General features: G+C 68.3%; 17 protein-coding genes and 1 pseudogene. 8 read left to right on the top strand and 10 right to left on the bottom strand.

Annotated features, from left to right (window positions below; genetic code table 11):
- The 7 genes from scpC to AAD496_RS01845 all read right to left on the bottom strand — a co-directional run.
- Positions 1 to 1,446, bottom strand: a 1,446-nt coding sequence (gene scpC, locus AAD496_RS01815) for a succinyl-CoA:acetate CoA-transferase ScpC (protein ID WP_349826924.1), incomplete at its 3' end; no start/stop codon positions are given.
- A gap of 238 nt (positions 1,447 to 1,684) precedes the next feature.
- Positions 1,685 to 2,464 (bottom strand): crotonase/enoyl-CoA hydratase family protein, encoded by a 780-nt coding sequence (locus tag AAD496_RS01820; RefSeq protein WP_349826925.1) that lies wholly within the window; start codon positions 2,462 to 2,464, stop codon positions 1,685 to 1,687.
- 65 nt (positions 2,465 to 2,529) lie between these two features.
- Positions 2,530 to 3,288, bottom strand: a complete 759-nt coding sequence (locus AAD496_RS01825; protein ID WP_349826926.1) for an SDR family NAD(P)-dependent oxidoreductase — start codon at positions 3,286 to 3,288, stop codon at positions 2,530 to 2,532.
- A gap of 53 nt (positions 3,289 to 3,341) precedes the next feature.
- Positions 3,342 to 4,511, bottom strand: a complete 1,170-nt coding sequence (locus tag AAD496_RS01830; protein WP_349826927.1) for an acyl-CoA dehydrogenase family protein — start codon at positions 4,509 to 4,511, stop codon at positions 3,342 to 3,344.
- Positions 4,512 to 4,745: 234 nt separating this feature from the next.
- Entirely contained in the window at positions 4,746 to 5,396 is a 651-nt protein-coding gene (locus AAD496_RS01835) for a TetR/AcrR family transcriptional regulator (RefSeq protein WP_349826929.1), read from the bottom strand.
- Positions 5,397 to 5,788: 392 nt separating this feature from the next.
- Positions 5,789 to 7,888: a TRAP transporter permease gene (locus tag AAD496_RS01840; RefSeq protein ID WP_349826930.1), complete on the bottom strand. Its 2,100-nt coding sequence runs from the start codon at positions 7,886 to 7,888 to the stop codon at positions 5,789 to 5,791.
- A 2-nt stretch (positions 7,889 to 7,890) separates the two neighbouring features.
- Positions 7,891 to 8,925 (bottom strand): TAXI family TRAP transporter solute-binding subunit, encoded by a 1,035-nt coding sequence (locus tag AAD496_RS01845; protein ID WP_349826931.1) that lies wholly within the window; start codon positions 8,923 to 8,925, stop codon positions 7,891 to 7,893.
- A 254-nt stretch (positions 8,926 to 9,179) separates the two neighbouring features.
- On the opposite strand from AAD496_RS01845, the gene AAD496_RS01850 reads away from it, so the two are divergent.
- Together AAD496_RS01850 and AAD496_RS01855 are read left to right on the top strand one after the other, a co-directional pair.
- Entirely contained in the window at positions 9,180 to 10,346 is a 1,167-nt protein-coding gene (locus AAD496_RS01850; protein WP_349826932.1) for a thiolase family protein, read from the top strand.
- 332 nt (positions 10,347 to 10,678) lie between these two features.
- Positions 10,679 to 11,845, top strand: coding sequence for a TAXI family TRAP transporter solute-binding subunit (locus AAD496_RS01855; RefSeq protein ID WP_349826933.1), 1,167 nt, complete (start codon positions 10,679 to 10,681; stop codon positions 11,843 to 11,845).
- 33 nt (positions 11,846 to 11,878) lie between these two features.
- Here the strand turns inward: AAD496_RS01855 and cynS are convergent, their stop codons facing one another.
- Both cynS and AAD496_RS01865 read right to left on the bottom strand, forming a co-directional pair.
- Positions 11,879 to 12,331, bottom strand: coding sequence for a cyanase (gene cynS, locus AAD496_RS01860; RefSeq protein WP_349826934.1), 453 nt, complete (start codon positions 12,329 to 12,331; stop codon positions 11,879 to 11,881).
- A gap of 251 nt (positions 12,332 to 12,582) precedes the next feature.
- Positions 12,583 to 13,407 (bottom strand): annotated as a pseudogene (locus AAD496_RS01865) (formate/nitrite transporter family protein); the annotation flags it as partial.
- Between the two features lie 258 nt (positions 13,408 to 13,665).
- Between AAD496_RS01865 and AAD496_RS01870 the strand changes: the two are divergent.
- The 6 genes from AAD496_RS01870 to AAD496_RS01895 all read left to right on the top strand — a co-directional run bounded on the left by AAD496_RS01870 (position 13,666) and on the right by AAD496_RS01895 (position 20,172).
- Positions 13,666 to 14,856 (top strand): CaiB/BaiF CoA transferase family protein, encoded by a 1,191-nt coding sequence (locus AAD496_RS01870; RefSeq protein ID WP_349826935.1) that lies wholly within the window; start codon positions 13,666 to 13,668, stop codon positions 14,854 to 14,856.
- A 263-nt stretch (positions 14,857 to 15,119) separates the two neighbouring features.
- Entirely contained in the window at positions 15,120 to 16,229 is a 1,110-nt protein-coding gene (locus AAD496_RS01875; protein ID WP_349826936.1) for a phosphotransferase family protein, read from the top strand.
- Entirely contained in the window at positions 16,226 to 17,497 is a 1,272-nt protein-coding gene (locus AAD496_RS01880; RefSeq protein WP_349826937.1) for an acyl-CoA dehydrogenase family protein, read from the top strand. The genes AAD496_RS01875 and AAD496_RS01880 overlap by 4 nt, the downstream gene beginning before the upstream one ends.
- Complete coding sequence (locus tag AAD496_RS01885; RefSeq protein WP_349826938.1) at positions 17,494 to 18,633, top strand: phosphotransferase family protein; 1,140 nt, start codon at positions 17,494 to 17,496, stop codon at positions 18,631 to 18,633. Before AAD496_RS01880 ends, AAD496_RS01885 begins: the two co-directional genes overlap by 4 nt.
- Positions 18,626 to 19,426, top strand: coding sequence for an SDR family NAD(P)-dependent oxidoreductase (locus tag AAD496_RS01890; RefSeq protein WP_349826939.1), 801 nt, complete (start codon positions 18,626 to 18,628; stop codon positions 19,424 to 19,426). The genes AAD496_RS01885 and AAD496_RS01890 overlap by 8 nt, the downstream gene beginning before the upstream one ends.
- The gene (locus tag AAD496_RS01895; protein WP_349826940.1) at positions 19,423 to 20,172 is read left to right on the top strand and encodes a histidine phosphatase family protein; all 750 of its coding nucleotides are present in this window, start codon (positions 19,423 to 19,425) and stop codon (positions 20,170 to 20,172) included. The genes AAD496_RS01890 and AAD496_RS01895 overlap by 4 nt, the downstream gene beginning before the upstream one ends.
- A 163-nt stretch (positions 20,173 to 20,335) precedes the next feature.
- Here AAD496_RS01895 and AAD496_RS01900 read toward each other — a convergent pair whose 3' ends face one another.
- Entirely contained in the window at positions 20,336 to 20,794 is a 459-nt protein-coding gene (locus AAD496_RS01900) for a DoxX family protein (protein ID WP_349826941.1), read from the bottom strand.
- Between the last annotated feature and the right edge of the window lie 6 nt (positions 20,795 to 20,800).

A 20,800-nucleotide genomic window follows, 5' to 3' on the forward strand; every position in this document is an offset into this window, starting at 1 on the left:
CGGGGTGTGCAGCCGCCCGGTCGATGCCTTCTGCGCCCGCTCGACGTAGTCGAACAGGCGGTCCTTGTAGTCCGGATGTGCACAGTTCTCGATGATCTTCCGTGCCCGTTTCACCGGCGAGGTGCCCCGCAGGTCGGCGATACCCTGCTCGGTGACGATCACGTGGACGTCATGCTCCGTGTGGTCCACGTGGGAGGCCATCGGGACGACGGCGGAGATCGCGCCGTTCTTCGCCCCCGAGGGGCTCACGAAGAAGTTGAGGAACGCGTTCCGGGCGAAGTCACCGGATCCGCCGATCCCGTTGATCATCTGACCACCGAGGACCTGCGTGGAATTCACGTGTCCGTAGATGTCCGTCTCGACCATGCCGTTGATCGCGATGACACCCAGACGACGGACGATCTCCGGGTGGTTGGACATCTCCTGCGTGCGCAACAGGATCTTGCCCTTGAACGACTCGATGTTCGCGTTGAAGTACTCGGCCATCTCCCGCGACAGGGAGAACGAGGTCGCCGAGATCGCGTCGAACTTGCCGCTCTCCAGCAGCCGGAGCATCTCGTCCTGGATCACCTCGGTGTAGGCCGTGAGGTGCTCGAACTCGGAGGCCTGGAGACCGGCGAGCACGGCGTTGGCGACGTTGCCGATCCCCGACTGCAGGGGCAACAGGTTCTCCGGCATCCGCCCGGCCTGCACCTCGTGCCGCAGGAAGTCGATGAGGTGGTCGGCCATCGCCTGTGACGTGTCGTCGATCGGGGCGAAGTTGTTGTCGCGGTCCGGCGCGTGCGTCTTCACGACGGCCACGACCTTGGCCGGGTCCACGTGCAGGTACGGGTCGCCGATCCGCTGGGTGGGCTCCAGGATCTGGATCGGGTTCCGGTGGGGCGGCAGCTTGGTCCCGTAGTAGACGTCGTGGAAACCCTCGTATGCGCGCGGCTGCCACTCGTTGACCTCGATGATCACCCGCTCGGCCTGGTCGAGCCACGTCTTGTTGTTGCCCACGGCTGAGGACGGCACGATCAGTCCGTTCGGCAGGACCGCGGTCGCCTCGACGACGGCCACGTCCAGCCGACCGTGGAACCCGAACCACACCTGCTGTGCCAGGTGGGACAGGTGGGTGTCGATGTAGTCGACGGCACCGGAGTTGATCTGCTTCCGCAGCGTCGGGTCGGACTGGAAGGGCGTACGCATGTGGATGCCCCGGGCCTCCGCGAGCACGCCGTCCATCTCCACGGACGTCGAGGCGCCGGTGAGCACCCCGATGCTGAACTCCTCACCGCGGGCGTGCGCGGCCGTGATGCGGTCGGCCAGTGCACCGGGCACGGCCTTGGGGTACCCGGCGCCGGTGAACCCGCTCATCCCCACGTTGTCGCCGTGATGGATGTGGGAGGCGGCCGCCTCGGCAGTCGTGACCTTCTGCTGCAACTGCGGACAGGAGATGCGTGTCATGCAGGAAATAATTCCACCACCCGTATGGATTCCGGAAACCGGACGATCGTCCGGGCCCGTCGTGGGGCCACGATACGGGCTCCCGGGCGCGGGCGGAACGGGGTGAATGCCGCCGAGGCGCCCCGCCCTCCCGGCGCCGTGCTGCGGACAGCACGGGATGGGAGGGCGGAGTGCCCTGGTGACGAATGAAGGAAGGGTCAGTCTATCAACGTGGACCTTCCGGCCGGGATGGGATCCGTCACTTCCCGGTCCAGTTGGGAGCGCGCTTCTCGGCGAAGGCCGTCGCACCCTCCTTGGCGTCGTCGCTGGTGAAGACCGGGTCGACGATGGCCGACTGCCGGTCGAACTTCTCCTCCGTCGACCAGTCGATCGACTCGGCGATGACCTGCTTCGAAGCCTTGACCGCCAGCGGGCCGTTCGCCGCGATCGTACGGGCGAGCTCGAGGGCACCCTCGAGTGCCTTGCCGTCCTCGACGATCCGGTTGACGAACCCGTTCTCCTTGCCGAAGGTCGCCGGGTAGATGTCGCCGGTGAGCGCCATCTCCATCGCGATCGCACGGTGGGTGCGCTGCGGCAGGGTGACGAGACCGCCGGCGGCGGCCGCGAGGCCGCGCTTGACCTCGGGGATACCGAACTTGGCGGTCTCGGCGGCGACGACGAGGTCGCAGGCGAGCATCGTCTCGAAGCCGCCGGCCAGGGCGTAGCCCTCGACGGCCGCGATCACGGGCTTGGCGATCGAGGCCTGAGTGAGCGCGAGGAAGCCCTTGCCCTCGATCGAGGGACGCTCACCGCGCAGGAACCCCTTGAGGTCCATGCCGGAGCAGAAGGTCTTGCCGGCGCCGGTGACGACGGCGGCGTACAGGTCGTCGTTCGCCTCGAAATCGGTGAGGATCGCATCCATCTGCTGCGCCATCGCCGCGTTGGCGGCGTTCTTGGCGGCCGGACGGTTGAGGGTGATGACGAGGACGTGGCCGTCGACCTCGGTGAGGACCTCGGGAGCGTCGGTCTGGTCGGTCATGGTGTCTCCTTCGTGACGTCGTTGTCGATGGGGGAGGGGTGGGAAGCGGTGCCGGAAGGGTCAGGTCACCGCGGGGGCATCCGGATGGCGCCGTCCATGCGGATGACCTCGCCGTTGAGCATGGCGTTCTCGATGATCGAGGTCGCCAGGTGGGCGTACTCGTCCGGGCGGGCCAGGCGCGCCGGGTGCGGCACGGCCGCCGCGAGCGAGGCACGGACGTCGTCGGACAGGCGCGCGAGCAGGGGGGTGTCGACGGTGCCCGGGGCGATCGTCATGACACGGATGTGCTTCGAGGCGTAGTCGCGGGCCGCACACAGGGTGAGGCTCACGACGCCACCCTTCGAGGCGGCATAGGCGGTCTGGCCGATCTGCGGGTCGTAGGCGGCGACGGAGGCGGTGTTGACGATGACGCCGCGTTCGCCGTCGATGTCCTCGTTCTTCGCCATCCGGGCGCCGGCCTGGCTGGTCACGATGATCGTGCCGAGCAGGTTGACGTCGAGGATCTTCTTGAAGTGGGCGAGGTCGCCGGGGCTGCCGTCCTTCTGGACCAGGCGCATCGGGCCGCCGATGCCGGCGCAGTGGACGACGGCGCGGAGGTCGCCGAGTTCGACGGCCTTGTCCATGGCGGCCGCGACCTGGTCCTCCTCGGCGACGTTCGTCTCGACGAAGTGGGCCTTGCCGTCCAGGTGGGCCAGGTTCTCCTCGCCCTTGAGGTCGGCGACGACGACGGCCTTGGCCCCCTTCTCCAGGAGGGCTTCGACGGTGGCCAGGCCGAGGCCCGAGGCGCCGCCGGTGACGAGGGCGACGTGACCGGTGATGTCCATGTACTTCTCCTTGTGTGATCAGTTCCGGGTGGGGTCCCGGGGTCGGGCGGGAATCAATTCCGAGGCTTCGAGAGCCCCATGTCCTTGGCGATGATCGTCTTCATGACCTCGGAGGTGCCGCCGTAGATGCGGGTGACGCGGGCATCGGCGTAGAGACGCGCGATCGGGTATTCGAGGATGTAGCCGTAGCCACCGTGGATCTGCAGGCACTTGTCGGTGACGCGGGCCTGGACCTCGGTGGTGAACAGCTTGACGCGGGCGGCGTCGGCCGGTGTGAGTTCCTTCGCGTCGAGCGCCTCGATCGCGCGGTCGAGCATGATCTGGGCGGCCTCGAACTCGGTGGAGCACTCGGCGAGGACGAACTTGGTGTTCTGGAAGCTCGCCAGGTCGTTGCCGAACACCTTGCGCTCGTGTGCGTACTGCGTGGCCAGGTCGATCGCGGCCTTTGTGCTCGCGACAGCGTTGACGGAGATCGTCATCCGTTCCTGGGCGAGGTTGAAGGACATGTACTCGAAGGCTTTGTCCTGCTCACCGAGCAGGTCCTCGACCGGCACCCGGACGTCGTTGAAGGACAACTCCGCGGTGTCCTGCGTCTTGATGCCGAGCTTCTGGAGATTGCGGCCCTTCTCGAAGCCCTCGGAGTGGGCGTCGACGACGAGGATGGAGAGACCGGCGCGGCGGTTCTCCGGGTCGAAGGGAGTGGTGCGCGCGACGACGAGCACCCGGTCGGCGTTGATGCCCCCGGAGATGAAGGTCTTGGCGCCGTTGAGCACGTAGTGGTCGCCGTCCAGGCGCGCCGTCGTCCGGATGCCGGTGAGGTCGGACCCGGTGCCCGGCTCCGTCATGGCGATCGCCGTCATCGTGGTGCCGGCGGCCATCCCCGGCAGCCAGCGCCGCTTCTGCTCCTCGGTGCCGTAGTGGAGGATGTAAGGGATCACGAGATCCTGGTGCACCCGGAGGGTGCCGAGCGAGCACGCGGCGTAGGCCGTCTCCTCGTTGAGGATCGTGTTGTACGTGAAGGTGTCGGTCTGCCCGCCACCGCCGTATTCCTCGGGGACCTGGAGGCCTGTGAGACCCAGTTCCCCCATCTTCGCGAAGAACTCCTTGTCCACCCGCCCCTGCTCCTCGAAGCGGGGGTACTGAGGGGCGAGTTCCTTCGCGACGAAGTCCCGGCACATGACCCGGAAGGCGTCGTGGTCCTCGGTGAAGATGGTCCTGCGCATGGCGATCTCCGTGGTCGTCCGTCACGTCATTGGAACTGAACGAACGTTCAGTGGCTCCAGACTATCACCATGGATGGTGCGGATCACGGCCCTGCGACGAGAACGCCGCAGGGGCGATGGCGTGCCATCGGTCCGAGGGTGCCGTCCCTGCAAGGCCGAGGAGCGACGACGTACGTGGGGTTGGTACTTCGAGTGACGAGAACGCCGCAGGGGCGGTGCCATCGGACCGATGGGTCAGAAGTCGGCCTCGCCGGACTCGGTGAGAGGAAGGCCGAGCATACGGTCGAGTTCGCCGGGTTCGTCGATGCGCTCCCAGCCGAGCAGGCGGAGGGCGTAGAGCACGTACTCGCGTTCGAGCGTCTCGGCCGTGATGGGACCGCCGGCGCGGTACCACAGGGAGATCGCGTTGACGACGGCGAGGATCGCGCGCCCGGAGATCTCCGAGTTCTCGACGCGGAAGGTCCCCGATTCCATACCGGCGGCGACGACGTCGTAGATGACCGCGCGGCTGGCGCGCTGGAGTTCGTGGATGTCCTCGTAGCGTTCGGGGTCGAGCCGCGCGGTGTCCTGGAGGACGACCCTGCTGATGAGGGTGTTCTGCGTCCGGTAGCGGACCACGAACCGCACGAGGGTGGCGAGCTGGTCCGCGTGCGACTCCCCTGCGTCCCGGATGACACCGGAGGCGTGCTCGATGAACCACGTGTAGGCGTTCTTGATGAGTTCGTGCAGGGCGTCCTGCTTGGACGGGAAGTAGTAGTAGAGGGCGGACAGGCTCAGGCCCGCCTCCTGGGCGATGTCCCGGATGGACGCCCCGTCGAAACCCTTCCGGGCGAAGGTGTCCCGCGCGGCGCGGAGGATCTCCGCCCTGCCGTTGGTCGCTCGCATCTGCCGTCTCCTGGTCCGTGGGTCGTCCGTGTCGTCGTCCTCCCGTGCCGAGCCGGAGCCGGATCCCCGGGGTGGGGCCGGTGCCTGTCGGGTCCGCATCAGGAGGTATCCGATCGATACCCGGCTGAACGAACACTCGGTCACGGTAATTTCCCAGGAACTGTAGCAAAGGACCAGGTGGAAACGGCCGGAAATTCTCCCACGGAATCCCACTCGAGACCAAGAGCACACACGTCCGCGGCCTGCGGGCGTGTGTGCGGGTGCCCCGGTCGGGGCGCGCTCGCCCCCGCATCGGAACGAGATCACGGGGTTCCGTGCACATCACGGGTGCTGCGACTCGTGATGTGCACGGAACCCCGTGATCTCAGCGGCGCCGCCGAGGCGCCCCGCCCTCAGTGCTTCTGCGCCGTGGCGTGCGGGTCGTCGGGCAGGACGGCATGGCCGGCGCCCTCGACCGCGACACCCCGGACGCCGGTCGGGCCGATGGCGGAGGTGTCCTGTGCGTGCCCGTGGTGGGCGGCGGCGTAGGCGCGGACCTCCTCGAGGTCCATGGCGTCCGCCGCGGCGTAGCGGGCCTCGCGCTCCTCGGTGGTCCAGGGGCCGCCGAGGTTCCAGAACCGGGCGATCACCATGACGACGGCGCCGAGGACCAGGCCGGCGAGGCTCGACCAGATCTCCGGGGCGAAGGCCAACAGACCGGCGGCACCGAGCACCACGCGCAGGACGACGGGCAGGCGACGGCCCACACCGATCGCGAAGCCCTCGAAGGCACAACCCAGGAAGAACACGCCGACGACGGCGAAGGCGAAGGTCACGAGCACCTCGGCGACGCCACCCTGCGCCACGAGCGCGGGGTTGAGGACGAATGCGAACGGCACGATGTAGGTGACCAGACCCAGGCGCATGGCGGTGAATGCCGTGCTCATGGGCGGTGTGCCCGCGATGTTCGCCGCGCTGAAGGCCGCGAGTGCGACCGGCGGGGTGATGTAGCTGACCGTCGCCCAGTAGATGACGAACAGGTGGGCTGCGACCGGGTCGATGCCCATGCCCGTGAGCGCCGGGGCCAGGACGATCGCCAGGAACACGTAGACCGCGGAGACCGTCATGCCCATGCCGAGGACGAACGAGGTCGCGGCACCGGCGATGAGCACGAGGACGATGTTGTCGCCGACGAGGTTGATGAGTTCCCGGGCCATCGACAGGGACACGCCGGTCATCGACAGGCCGCCGACGATGAGGCCGACGCCGGCGATGATGCCGAGGATCTCCGCGATCGTCTTGCCACTGGCGAGCACGAAGTCGAAGAAGGTCTTCGGTGTCAGGCGCTTGTCGCCCTTGAAGAACAGGGAGACGACGAGGAGGAACGCGACGATCCAGTAGGGCGCCTGCGACTCGTTGCCACCGGTGGCCAGGAAGATCACGAGGCCGGCGAGAGCGGCGACGTACATCCAGCCCTTCGCGAGGGTGCGGCCGGCGCGGGGGAGCAGCTCCTTCTTCACGTCCCGGAGCCCTGCCTTGCCCGAGTAGGCGTCGACCTGCACGAAGATGCCGATGTAGTAGAGGAGCGCCGGGATGAGTGCGGCGAGTGCGATCTGGGCGTAGGGCACGCCGACGAACGACACCATGAGGAAGGCCGCGGTCCCCATGATCGGCGGCATGATCGTGCCGCCGGTGGCGGCGGTCGACTCGACGCCGGCGGCGAACCGACCGGGGAATCCGGTCTTCTTCATCGCCGGGATCGTCATGGGTCCGGTGGTGAGCACGTTGGAGACGGCCGAACCGGACATCATGCCCATGAGGCCGGAGGAGATGACGGAGACCTTGGCGTTGCCGCCACGGAACCGCCCGAACATGGACTGAGAGATGTCGTAGAAGAAGGTCGCGCCGCCGGTGTGCTGGAGGGCGACGCCGAAGAGGAGGAAGCCGATGAGGATCCCCGCGGCGGTCTGCAGCGGCAGGCCGAGGATCGATTCGACACCCATCGCATGGATGCGTGCGGAGTCGAAGAAGTCGTAGGGGATGCCCTGCAGGAACGGCACGGGGACCCCGAGCGCGAACATCGGGTAGAGGGAGAACACGAGCGCGATGCCCGTGACGACGAGGCCCGCGGTCCGGCGCAGCGCCTCGAGGACGATCGCCCACAGGAGGATCGAGAAGACGAGGGTGATCGTCGGGTAGGTGAGCGACTTGTCCCATCCGAGGACACTGATGTTCTCACCGTTGAGGGCGAAGTACCCGCAGATGACGAAGGTGAGCAGCGCGATGGCCGCGTCGTACACCGGCAGCTTCCGGTCCTTGTGCGATTTCAGCACCGGGAACAGCAGGAACACGATCGGCATGAAGAACATGAGGATCACGTACAGGTACGAGTTCTGCAGCATGGTGATGCCGAACAGGTTCCAGAAGAATGCCTGGTTCATCGCCGCGACCACACCGAGCACGGTGAGGACCGCGATGACGGCCTTCCCGGCCGTGTTGAGACGTGTCGTCATTGTCAGTCGACTTCCTGTTCTCCGGTGGTGCCGTTCTCCGCGGCGGGGCGATCCCCGCCGGTCTCCGCGCCCGAGGCGCCCTGCTCGGTCCCGACGGAATCCATGGTGGGGACCGGAGGGAGGTTCTCCTCCCGGTAGTCCGCCCACTGGGCGTTCATGTCTCCCTGGGTGTCCGCCTGCTCGAGGAACTCCGGCCAGGCGGCCCGCAGTTCCTCGCCGTGGGAGATGAGCGCCTCGTTGAGTGCCTGGGCCTCCGGGGTCCACACGCCCTGTTCCTCCAGGTAGCGGACCGTCCCCTCGTGGAAGGGGACCCGCACCGGGGCGACGACGGCGTGGTCGACGTCCCAGGTCACGGTCGTCATGGTCGCGTCCTTGAAGTCGGGGTAGTGGTCCTGGACGGCCCTCGCGGTCTGGTAGGCCTGCGAGTCCGAGAGGTCCTCGTAGGACACCAGGGGCAGGGTGTAGTACATCGCGTGGTCCTCCTGGCCCGCGGCCTGGCCGGGGCCGGAGGTGAAGGTGTCGAAGTCGATGGTCGGGGTGACCTCGTGCAGGGCGTCGTACTTGTTGTTCACCGAGGGGTTGGCGGTGATGACGGGGACCTTCTTGCCCTCCAGGTCCATGGGGGTCTCGACGCCACTGGCCTCGGTGACCATGAGGGAGTGCGGGGAGACGGGCGCCCACACCATGCGCAGGTCCTGTGGGCCCCACTCCTCGGTCGCGAAGTCCTCCTCGCCGTAATAGGCGTACATGTACTCGTCGCCGGTCCGGGCGATCGTCGCCTGGTTCTTCCGCAGCGGGGTGAGGCGCCCGACGGCCGTGTCGGAGGTGGTGATCCGGACCTGTGTGTCGGTCTCGGAGGAGATCGTGTTCGCGACGGCGGCGAGGTCGGCGTAGGTCGCGGTGTTCGATCCGTAGGTGGTCCAGGAATTGAACGAGGGGAAGGCGTCCACCTCCTGCCCGAGGTCCATGGCGGTGCATCCCGTCAGCACCAGGGTGCCGGTCAGGACGGCAGCCGCCGTGCGCATCAGCTTCTTCATCGAAGGCCTTCTCGTGGGAGTGGGTCGGCTCGAGCGAGCACGCCGGATGCATCACTGCGGGATCCGAGTGTCGTGAGCCACGTGTATACGAACGCGGGAATCATTGCACAGGGCGCATTAAAAACAAAAAACTTGATACTTGGATGATATTAATACCGGATCGGTACCGAACGATCGTTCAGTCAGGGCCTCCATCGGGCGTACAGTGAGAAGACCCCGAACACCGTCGTTCTCCCGAATCGAGGCGCATCACCATGCCCGAAGCAGTCATCGTCGACGCCGCCCGCACCGCGGTCGGCAAGCGCGGAGGGGCGCTCCGCGACATCCATCCCGTCGATCTCGGTGCCCATGTCCTCAAGGGGCTGGCCGAGCGCAACGCTCTCGACCCGGCCCTGGTCGAGGACGTCATCTTCGGTTGCGTGTCCCAGGCCGGTGAGCAGGCCGGCAACGTGGCCCGCTGGGCAGCACTGGCCGCAGGCTTCCCCGAGGACACCCCCGGCACCACGGTCGACCGCGCCTGTGGCTCCTCGCAGCAGGCCATCACCTTCGCCATCGCCTCGGTCGTCGCCGGGCACTGCGACGTCGTGCTCGCCGGTGGCGTCGAGTCGATGACCCGCGTGCCCATGGGTTCCTCCCGCGTCAACGGACCCGGCAAGCCCTTCGGTCCCTCGATCTTCGAGATGTACGACCGCGAGACGTTCAGTCAGGGCGAGGGCGCCGAGGTCATCGCCGAACGCTGGGGCTTCACCCGTGAGCAGCTCGACCAGCTCGCCCTCGACTCCCACGCCCGGGCCCGGGCCGCCACCGAGAACGGACTCTTCGTGGACCAGATCCTGCCCGTCCAGGGACTGACCAAGGAGGGCGAGGAGTTCACCTTCGCCGCCGACGAGGGCATCCGCCCCGGCGGCACCCTGGAGAAGCTCGCGACCCTCAAGACGGTCTTCAAGGAGGACGGCGGCGTCATCACCGCCGGCAACTCCTCGCAGATCTCCGACGGTGCGGCCGCGATGCTCATCATGTCCGACGTCAAGGCGAAGGAACTGGGTCTCACCCCGATCGCCCGTGTCCACACGACCGGGCTCGCCGGAGACGACCCCGTCACCATGCTCACCGCCCCGATCCCCGCCACGCAGAAGGCACTGCGGAAGTCGGGGTTGTCCGCGTCCGACATCGACGTCTTCGAGGTCAACGAGGCCTTCGCCTCCGTCCCGGCCGCCTGGATGCACGAGATCGGCGTCGACTGGGGGAAGGTCAACCCCAACGGCGGTGCGATCGCGCTCGGCCACCCCCTCGGTGGCTCGGGTGCCCGGATCATGACGGACCTCGTCCACCACATGAGGCGGACCGGCGCCCGCTACGGACTGCAGACCATGTGCGAGGCCGGTGGTCAGGCGAACGCGACCATCCTCGAACTTCTCTGATCACCGACGCGACACCCCGCGCCCGAGGCGCCCTGGCCCGAACCCCGACGCAGTCGGATCCTGCCGGCACGGCCCTCGCGCCCGAGGCGCTCTGCACTCCTGATGAGGAGCGAGCAGGGCACCTCGGGCGTCGTCGTTCGGGTGCGTTCGGGACGGACGGTTCCGCATTGCGGACTTCGTTGAGAGCTTGATCACTTCCGACAGGTGTTCCGTGATTCGTAGGTGCTCGAGGTGGTTACCGTCGAGAGGACGACCCCCGTCCCCTCGTCGAGCCGCCACCACGGTCGGTGGTGCGCCGACGCGACACTTCTCGCCAGGAGCGTTCGACACCGATGAAGATGTTCACCCGCACCCTCGCCGCCGCGACCCTCGGTGCCCTGTTGCTCACCGGCTGCGGGACGATGACCAAGGAGGGCGCACCCAACTCGGCGGCGCCTGCCGGGCTCCTCGATAACGGTCTGCCGAAGACCACGGTGTGGACCGGCTACGGCGTCGGCACCTCGAACTACTCCGAACAGGCGGCGGTGGCCGAGGCGCTCATCAACGACTACGGCTCCCAGGTGCGGATCCTCGGTTCGGACACCGGCATGGGTCGCCTCACGCCGCTGCGGGTGGGCCAGGCCCAGGTGGCCCGGCTCTCCGACGAGGCCTTCTACGCCTTCGAGGGCAAGTACGAGTTCGTGTCCGAGGACTGGGGTCCACAGGACCTGCGGACGGTCTGGACCCCGCCGACGACCGTGACAGTCGGGGTCCGTGCGAACTCGGGGATCGAGACGCTGCAGGACCTCGAGGGGAAGAAGGTCCCGGACTTCGTCGGCAACCCGTCGACGACCGAGAAGATCAACGGTGTCCTCGCCTATGCCGGACTGACCCGCGACGACGTGCAGATGGTGCCGGCCACCTACGGCGGACAGCCGCAGATGCTCAAGGACGGCGCGCTCGACATGGTGTACTTCGGCGCGGAGTCCTCGGCGATCATCGAGGTCGCCACGACGGTCGACTTCGAGTGGATCGACTTCGACGGGGATGCCGCGGACACCCGGGCCCTCCAGGAGATCGCGCCCTCGGTGCTCATCGAGGAGTTCACCTCCCCGATCGGGATGGACAAGGGTGAGGTCGTCCTCGGACCCACCTACTCGATCGCGATGACCTCCTACGCGGACTACTCCGAGGAGGAGGTCTACCGGATGGTCAAGGCCTTCGACAAGTCCTTCGACACCTACGGGACCGCGACCTCGACCACGCACTTCTGGGACATCGACACGATCGACTGGAACCCCGTCGTCCTGCCCCACCACGACGGCCTGGTCCGCTACCTGGAGGAGAAGGGGCTGTGGACCCCGGAGTACGAGGAACGCAACCAGGCCCTCATCGAGCGCGGTGAGACCCTGCGTGCCGGGTGGGAGACCTTCACCGCGGAGACCCCGGAGTCCGAGTGGGCCACCGCCTGGGAGGACTGGAAGGCCGAGAACGCGCCCCTGCCGCCCCTGGAGGCCTGAGCTCCGACGCATTGTGCGGTGTGGACGATCGGCTCACCAGCGGTAGTCGAGGAACTTCCCGTCGAGCGTCACCCGCACGCGGTCGCCGTCGGGGTGCGGGACCCGCGCGAAGTCGACCTGGAAGTTGATCGCCGACATGATGCCGTCGCCGAACTCCTCGTGGATGAGCTCCTTGAGGGCGGGGCCGTACACCCCGATCGCCTCGACGAACCGGTAGATCGTCGGGTCCGTCTGCACCGATTCGTCGCGGACGCGGTAGGGCTGCTGCGCGAGTGATTCGGCGACCTCCGCGTCGAGCCCGAGGAAGGTGGTGACCTTCTCCGCCTGCTCCGGGCTCAGCGGATGCTGCCCGAGCAGCGCCGCGGTCGTCCACACGAGCGGCGTACCCAGGTGCGCGGCGATCGACTCCCAGCTGTGCCCGCCGCGGATCCGTGCGGTCACGACTTTCTCGGTGGCCAGGGCCCGGGCCATGATCACCTCGCTCATGCGCGGACCCCCTCGTCTCCGGCGGTGCCGACGGAGACGGCGCCGGCCGCCTCCTCGGTCGCCCGGGCCGCCGCCTCACGGGCGGCGTGGCCGTCGACCTCGTCGAGGGCCGGGTCGGGCCCCGCTCCCGAGGTGCCCTCCGAGCCGGGCATCGACGTGGCGGTCCCGGCCGGGGCCGGGATGGACGTGGCGGGAGCCCTGAGGGGCGCCTCGCCCGCGGTCCGGGCCTCTGCGGTCGGGTGGGTGGTGCCGGGAGTGGAAGGCGCCTCGGCGGCGCGGGCGGCCACGCGCTTGCGGTGGGTGAGGTAGAGCGGCAGACCGACGAAGGTGAGGCCGCCGACGAGGTTGCCGAGCACGGTCGGAAGCTCGTTCCAGACCAGGTAGTCCATGACGGTGAACCCGCCGCCGAGGAGCAGCCCGGAGGGGAAGAGGAACATGTTGACGACCGAGTGCTCGAAGGCCATGTAGAAGAAGAGGAAGACCGGCATCCACATGCCCACGATCTTGCCGATCGTGTCCTTCGAGACCATGAACATGACGACGCCGGTCGAGACCATCCAGTTGCACAGGACGCCGCGGACGAAGAGGGTGAGCATGCCGCCGGCGCCCGCCTCGGCATAGCCGACGGTGCGGCTGTGGCCGATCTCGCCGATCTGCACGCCGACCTCGTTCGGGGTGGTGGTGAAGCCGAAGGTCACGACGATCGCCATGAGGACGGCGACCGTGAACGCGCCGGCGAAGTTGCCGAGGAACACGAGTCCCCAGTTGCGCAGCAGGGCACCCCAGGTGGCGCCGGGTTCCTTGGCGATCACGGCGAGCGGATTGAGGGTGAAGACGCCGGTGAGCAGGTCGAAGCCGAGCAGGTAGATCATGATGAAGCCGATGGGGAACAGCACGGCGCCGAGCAGGGCGTTGCCCGTCTGCACCGTGATCGTCACGGCCATCGCGGCGGCCATCGCCAGGATCGCGCCACCCATGTAGGCGCGGACGAGCGTGTCCTTGAGGGACGCATTCATCTTCTTGGCGCCGGCCTGCACCATCGTCTGCGTGAAATCGGTCGGGAGGACGTAGGACACGTGGGTCACCTCGTCGGTATCGGGGAGTCCCCCGGGTGGGGCCCGGGAGTCGTGCGGTGGGACCCACCCTCCACGCCCGGTGGTTCAGGCCCGTGACGCCTCCGTGAACGACAGGACACCTGATCTGCACCGCGGAATTCCTCCTGTGGGCAACCCGAAACATTCCGTTCACGTCCGACGAACGAACGTTCGACGGGTGTGGTGTGCGAAACTGGATGACGCCGATCACCCGTTCACATCCATCGAAGAGGAACCGTCTTGTCGCCCAGTTCGCCCAGTGACATCGTCGCCACCACCCCCGGACCGCTCTCGGGAATCGTCGTCGCGGATTTCTCCCGGGTGCTCGCCGGACCCTACTGCACGATGAACCTCGCCGACCTCGGTGCCACCGTCATCAAGGTCGAGAGCCCCGGCGGTGACGACACCCGCAACTGGCGTCCGCCGGAGTACCGTGACGGTGCCTGCTACTACCAGTCGGTCAACCGCAACAAGTACTCGGTCGTCCTCGACATGAAGGATGCCGACGACCTCGCGACGGCCAAGGAGATCGCCGCGCGTGCGGACGTCTTCGTCCACAACTTCAAGCCCGGCTCGATCGACAAGTTCGGCCTCGACTACGCGGGCGTCAAGGCCCTCAATCCCGAGGTCATCTACGCCCACATCAGCGGCTTCGGCTCGGACAAGGGCAAGCACCTGCCCGGTTACGACGTGCTCGTCCAGGGCATGGCCGGTCTCATGGACATGAACGGAGAGCGCTCCGGCGACCCCGTGCGCTCCGGTGTGAGCATCTTCGACCTCACGACCGGCATGATGACCGCGATGGGCATCATCGCCGCCATCCGACACCGGGATCTCACCGGTAAGGGCCAGGTGGTCGAGAACAACCTGTTCAGCAACGCCGTGTTCACGATGGCCAACCAGTACCAGGTGGCGGCGACGAACGAGAAGGCTCCGACCCGCAACGGCAAGGAACACCCGACCATCTACCCGTACAACGCGTTCCCCGTCGCCGACGGCGAACTCATCGTCGTCGCGGGCAACAACGGGCAGTTCGACAAGCTCACCCGTGTGCTCGGGGTGCCGGAGCTCGCCACCGACGAGCGCTTCGACGACCCGAAGAAGCGCAATGTCAACCGCGAGGAACTCCGCCCGCTGCTCGAGCAGGCGCTCGCCGTCAAGGGGAAGCAGGAGTGGTTCGAGGAACTGCGTGCCGCGGGCCTGCCCGTCGCTCCCGTCCAGGGGGTCATGGAGGGACTGCACAGTGCCGAGGAACTCGGTCTCGACCCGATCTGGTACCCCGCCGACGCCGAGGGCAACCAGGTCTCCGACTTCCCGAACGTCCGCAACAGTCTGCGCATGTCCGACAGCCCGGTGAGCTACCGCAAGCAGCCGCCGGAGCTCGGTGAGGACACCGAGGCCGTCAAGGCCTGGCTCGCCGCCGGGTCCTGATCGGACGGACCGGTGATGCGACCCCCCTCCTGCCCACGGCCGGAGGGGGTCGCTTGACTCCCGAGGGTATCCTCCCTAGTCTCTGAAACGTTGCGAACGAATGTTCGGTCAGGTGTGAAATCGGCGCACGGGCCGGGGTGCTCCACCCGCGGAGAACCCCGCCACCACGCGGATCCACGGGCCTGCCCACGTCACCGCACACCCGACGAACAGACCTGAACGTGGCGAACGGTGCAAAGGCGCACCGACCAGGAGGACCGCGCATGACCGACTCCCCGACCGCAGCCTCACAGGGCTCTTCCGTCCCCCAGGGGATCGATCCGCCGCCCACTTCAGTACCCCAGGGGATCGATCCGCAGAAGGTCGGCTCCTGGATCGCCCGCACCCAGGGTGTCGAGATCGCCGACATCGGCTACGAGGTCCTGTCCGTCGGCCGTTCGAACCTCACCTTCGTCGTGACCCTGGCCGGCTCGAAGCGCTGGGTGCTCCGCCGCCCGCCGCTCGGTCACACCGGCGGCAGCGCACACGACGTGGCGCGCGAGGGTCGCATCATGGCCGCCCTCGACACCACGGACGTCCCGGTCTCGCACGTGATCGAGATCGTCGACGACCCGGAGGTCATGGGGGTCCCCTTCGTCTTCATGGACTTCTGTGCCGGGTTCCCCATCAACACCGCGGAGGAGTGGGGCCGGATCCCGACCGAGCGGCAGGAGGCGACCGCCTTCGGCATGGTCGACACGCTCGCGGCGATCCACTCGGTCGACCTCGACGCCGTCGGCCTGTCCGATCTCCGCCGCCCCGGTTCGCTGCTCGAACGCCAACTGCGTCGCTGGCTCAGCCAGTTCGAGAACATCACCACCCGGTCCATCCCCGAGATCGCGGAGGTCCACCGGGTCCTCGTCGACCGGCAGCCCCCGGCCGATCTCTCGCCCACCGGGATCGCCCACGGCGACTACAAGCCGAACAACATGATCTTCGGACCCGACGGCACGGTCCGCGCCGTCGTCGACTGGGAGCTCACGGCAGTCGGGGAGACCCTCACGGACCTCGGGTACTTCATCGCCATGCTCACCGTCCCGGACGAGCTCACGAGCATCTGGGTCCCGCGGGTCTCCGACGGCTTCCCCGCGGCCGACGCCCTGGTGGCGCGGTACGGGGAGGTCACGGGCGCCTCGGCGGAGTCCCTGGCGCAGGTCCCCTACTACTCGGCCTTCGCCCTGTGGAAGCTCGCCTGCATCCGGGAGGGCGTGTACACGCGCCTGCTCACCGGGCAGATGGGCGACCTCGACTTCGACCCGGAGGAAGCGGGCGCCGGCGTCGAATCACTCGCACAGCACGCACTCACCATTCTCGAGAAGGAGACCACACGATGAGCTGGGATTTCAGCACCGAACCGGAGTTCGAGGAGAAGCTCGCGTGGATGCGGGCCTTCGTCAAGGAGGAGATCTACCCCCTCGAGGTCGCCGGCCTCTCGCCCGAGCAGCTGGAGCAGGCCACCGCGCCGCTCAAGCAGCAGGTGAAGGACCAGGGCCTGTGGGCCGCCCACCTGCCCCCGGAGCTCGGTGGTGGCGGGTTCGGCCAGCTCAAGCTCGGTCTCATGCACGAGATCCTCGGCGCCTCGACTCTCGCGCCCCGGGTCTTCGGGAACAACGCCCCGGACTCCGGCAATGCGGAACTCCTGGCGATCGGTGGGAACGACTTCCAGAAGGAACGCTGGATGAAGCCGCTGCTGGCCGGTGAGAAGCGGTCCTGCTTCTCGATGACCGAGCCCGGAGCCGGCGCGGACCCCACGCGACTCACCACGCGCGCCGTCCGGGAGGGCGACGAGTACGTGATCAACGGTCACAAGTGGTTCAGCTCGAACGGGTCGCACGCGGACTTCTTCATCGTCATGTGTGTGACGGACCCCGATGCCGAGCCGCACAAACGCGCCTCGATGATCCTCGTCGACCGCGACACCCCGGGCGTCAACGTCCACCGCGACATCCCCGTCATGGGCGGTTCGCACTCCGCCGGCGACAAGGGCCACGCGGAGATCACCTACGAGAACGTCCGCGTGCCCGTCTCCCACCTCGTCGGTGAGGAGGGCGAGGGCTTCCTGCTCGCCCAGAAGCGTCTGGGCCCCGGTCGCATCCACCACGCCATGCGCTGGCTGGGCCAGGCCCGCCGCGCCTTCGACATGATGTGCGAGCGCGTGGTCTCCCGTGAGGTCTCCGGCGGCGTGCTCGCCTCCAAGCAGATGATCCAGGACATGGTCGCCACCTCGAAGGCCGAGATGGAGGCAGCCCGCCTGCTCACCCTGCAGGCCGCGTGGAAGATGGACCAGGGAGGCACGAAGGCCGCGCTCACGGACATCGCGATCATCAAGTTCTGGGGCGCCCAGGTCCTCTACAACGTCATCGACCGCGCCATCCAGGTGCACGGCTCGCTGGGCATCACCGGCGACCTGCCGCTGGAGGAGATGTACCGCAACGCCCGTGCCGCGCGCATCTACGACGGTCCGGACGAGGTCCACAAGGTCACCGTCTCCCGCCGGGTCCTGCGCGACTACGAGCCCGCCGAGGTGCCCTCCGAGCACATCCCCACCCGCACCGCCGCCGCGAAGGAGAAGTTCGCGGCCCTCCTGGAGGCCGCCTCGTGACCGCCGACGCCGCAGCCGAGCACGCACGGGCCGCCGGCGTCGACCTCGCCACGCTGGAGTCCTGGCTCGCCGGCCAGCTGGGAGGTGGTCGGATGGGCTCCCACGAGTTCCTCACCGGCGGTACGCAGAACGTGCTCCTCGGGTTCGACTGGGAGGACGCGTCGGGTACCCGTCGGCTCATCTACCGCGGTCCTCCCGTCAACAAGCGGAAGAACTCCGACACGATCATGCTCCGCGAGGCGCGCGTGCTCGAAGCCCTCACCGGTTCCGAGGTGCCCCATCCCGGGTTCGTCGCCGCCTGTGACGACATGGACGTACTGGGCAACGCCTTCTTCGTCATGGAGGCCGTGGACGGCTACAACGGGGTCTCCGACGTCCCCGAGCACGTCCGTGCGGACCTCGCCTGGCAGCACGAGGCCGGCCTCGAGCACGCCCGCTCGGTCGCGGCACTCGGCAACGTCGACCACCTGGCCGTCGGCCTCGAGGGCTTCGGCAAGCCGGACCGCTGGCTGGAGCGCCAGCCCGGCCGGTGGGTCGGACAGTTGAAGAGCTACGAGGAGATCGAGGAGTGGGCGGGCCTCGACCACGAGGGCGCCGAGGCGATCCCGCGCTGGCTCGAAGAACACATGCCGCGCGTGGCCCCGCGTTCGCAGGTCGGCATCATCCACGGTGACTGCCACGCCGGGAACATCCTGTTCCGGCGCGACCGTCCCGGTGTCGCCGCGCTCGTCGACTGGGAGCTCTCCACCCTCGGTGACCCGCTGCTCGACCTCGGGCACCTGCTCGCCTCGACGTACACGAAGGCGGCGCGGGACGACGTGGCCGCCGACGGTACGGACGGTGACGGCGGGCAGGGCGCCTCGGGCGCGGACGCCGACGCGGGCACCGTGACGAGCGCCGGACTGCCCGGCGTGCCGACGAAGGACGAGATCGTCGCGGCCTACGGCGAGGTGAGCAGCCGTGACGTCGACGAGGTCGATTTCTACCACGTGCTCGCCTGCTTCCGGTTCGGCTCGATCCTCGAGGGATCGCAGGCGCGGGCCGCCGCGGGTCTCGCGCCCGAGGAGGTCGGCCGTCGCCTGCACGAGCGCACCGTGTCCCTCTTCGACCAGGCCATGGGTGTCATCGATGGCTGAGGCGGCGGAGAGCGGCGCTGCTGTCGGTGCAGGCGCCTCGGGCTCGCCGTGGCAGTTCGACTTCCGCGGCAGACGAGTGGTCGTCACCGGCGGCTCGCGCGGGCTCGGTCTGCAGATGGCCCGGGCGTTCTCGCAGCTGGGGGCAGAGGTGGTGATCGCCAGCCGGAAGCTCGAGAACTGCGAGGCGGCCGCGGCGGCCATCGCGCAGGAGACCGGCGGGACCGTCCATCCCCTGCAGGTGCGGATGACCGACTGGGAATCCGTCGAGTCCTTCGCGCAGCAGGTACTCGACCGGGTCGGCGCCGTCGACGTGCTCGTGAACAACGCGGGGTCCTCACCGCTGTACGACTCGGTCGCCGGGATCGGCGAGGAGCTGTTCGACAAGGTCCTCGGACTCAACCTCAAGGGGCCCTTCCGGTTGGCCGCGCTGTTCGCCGAGCAGATGCCGGCGGGCGGGTCGATCGTGAACATCAGTTCGATCGCGGCCCGGCACCCGCGGGCGTCCACCCTGCCGTACTCCGCGGCGAAGGCCGGCCTGGAGGCGGCGACCGTCGCGCTCGCCCATGCCTATGGACCCGGTGTGCGGGTCAACGCGGTGGTGCCCGGGACCTTCCTCACGGACGTGTCGAAGCACTGGGACATGGAGTCCTTCCAGCAGCGGGCGGAGTCCTTCGCGCTCAAACGGGGTGGTGACCCGGAGGAGATCGTCGGGGCCGTGCTCTACCTGAGCTCGCCGATGGCCTCCTACACGACCGGCTCGCTGCTCACCGTCGACGGAGGTGCTCCCGCATGAGCAACTTCCTCGGTCGGGCCCTCGGCTCCGGACTGCTGACCCGTGGCGAGGGATTCACCGACGTGTGGCTGGTCCGTCACGGACAGCAGATCCGCGCCTCGAAGGACTCCCCGGAGTCGATTGCCTACGACGCGCCGCTGTCGGACACCGGCAGGGCGCAGGCGGAGTGCACCGGTCGCTACCTGGCCGGTGCCGGACTCGACGCGGTGTACGCCTCGGACCTGTCCCGGGCCAAGGACACCGGTGCGGCGATCGCCGCCCACCACGGCGTGGCCCCGCAGGTCGTCGAGGCGGTCCGCGAGATCGGAATCTTCCGGGACGTGCCGCTGGACCGGAGCTTCGAGGAGGCGGTCGGCGCCGAGCGGGCCCGGCAGGCCGCGACGGACATGGTCCGGGACCTCACCTGGGACTCCGTGCCGCTGAGTGAGCCCTCGGCGGACTTCCGGGCCCGGGTCCACGGTGCGGTGTGGGAGATCGCCCGCGCCCACCCCGGGCAGCGGGTGGCGATCGCCTGTCACGGTGGTGTGGTGAATGCGGTGCTCGCCCAGGAGTACGGGCTCGACCGGGACTTCCTGTTCCGGCCGGCCCACGCCGGGGTGACCCGGGTGCGGTTCGCGACCGGTGGTGCGGACGGGCCCAGCGGTGCGTTGACGAGCACCGAGTTCCCCCTGCCGGGTGAGCGTGCCATCGTCCTCACCGCCAACGAGATCGCCCACCTGGAGGCCGAGGACCTGCTCACCTTCTGACCCCGGAACCGTCGGCACCCCACCGCCCCGGCTGCGCTCGACGCCGCCCCGCCCCGACACCCCACCGCCCCGATATCTTTCGCGGCCCTCGATATGTGCTGACATATCGAGGGCCGTCGAAGATATCGGGGCGGTTTGCGTCGGTCGGGTGGTAGGCGCGGGGTCAGACGGTGGCGGGGGTCTTCCGCGCGGCCTCGTCGGACGCGCCGGTGGAACCGGCCTTCGTGCGGGTGAGGGCGGCGTCGACACCGGCCTTGCCGCCGCCGCTGATCGCCAGAGCCAGACCGATGACGGCGAGGACGAGCACGAACTCGTAGCCACCGGCGTCGGCGTAGAAGCCTGCTGACAGGTGCATGGTGAAGAGGGCGACGAGCATCGACAGAGCGGTCACGGCGCCGGCGACGCGGACGCCCAGACCGAGGACGAGTATGATGCCGACGACGATCTCGACCCACGGGAAGACGGCCCCGGCGAGGGTGGCGGCAGGGAAGTCCATGCCGGCCAGGACCTGCTGGAACCCGGGGATCGTGTAGACGGTCACCTTCTGGAGACCGTGCATGAACATGACGATGCCGGTGACGATGCGGACGAGGGCGAGTGCGGTGTGCGCTGAAGCGTTCAAGGGAAC

Source organism: Brevibacterium litoralis (assembly GCF_040212315.1).
Classification (GTDB): domain Bacteria; phylum Actinomycetota; class Actinomycetes; order Actinomycetales; family Brevibacteriaceae; genus Brevibacterium; species Brevibacterium litoralis.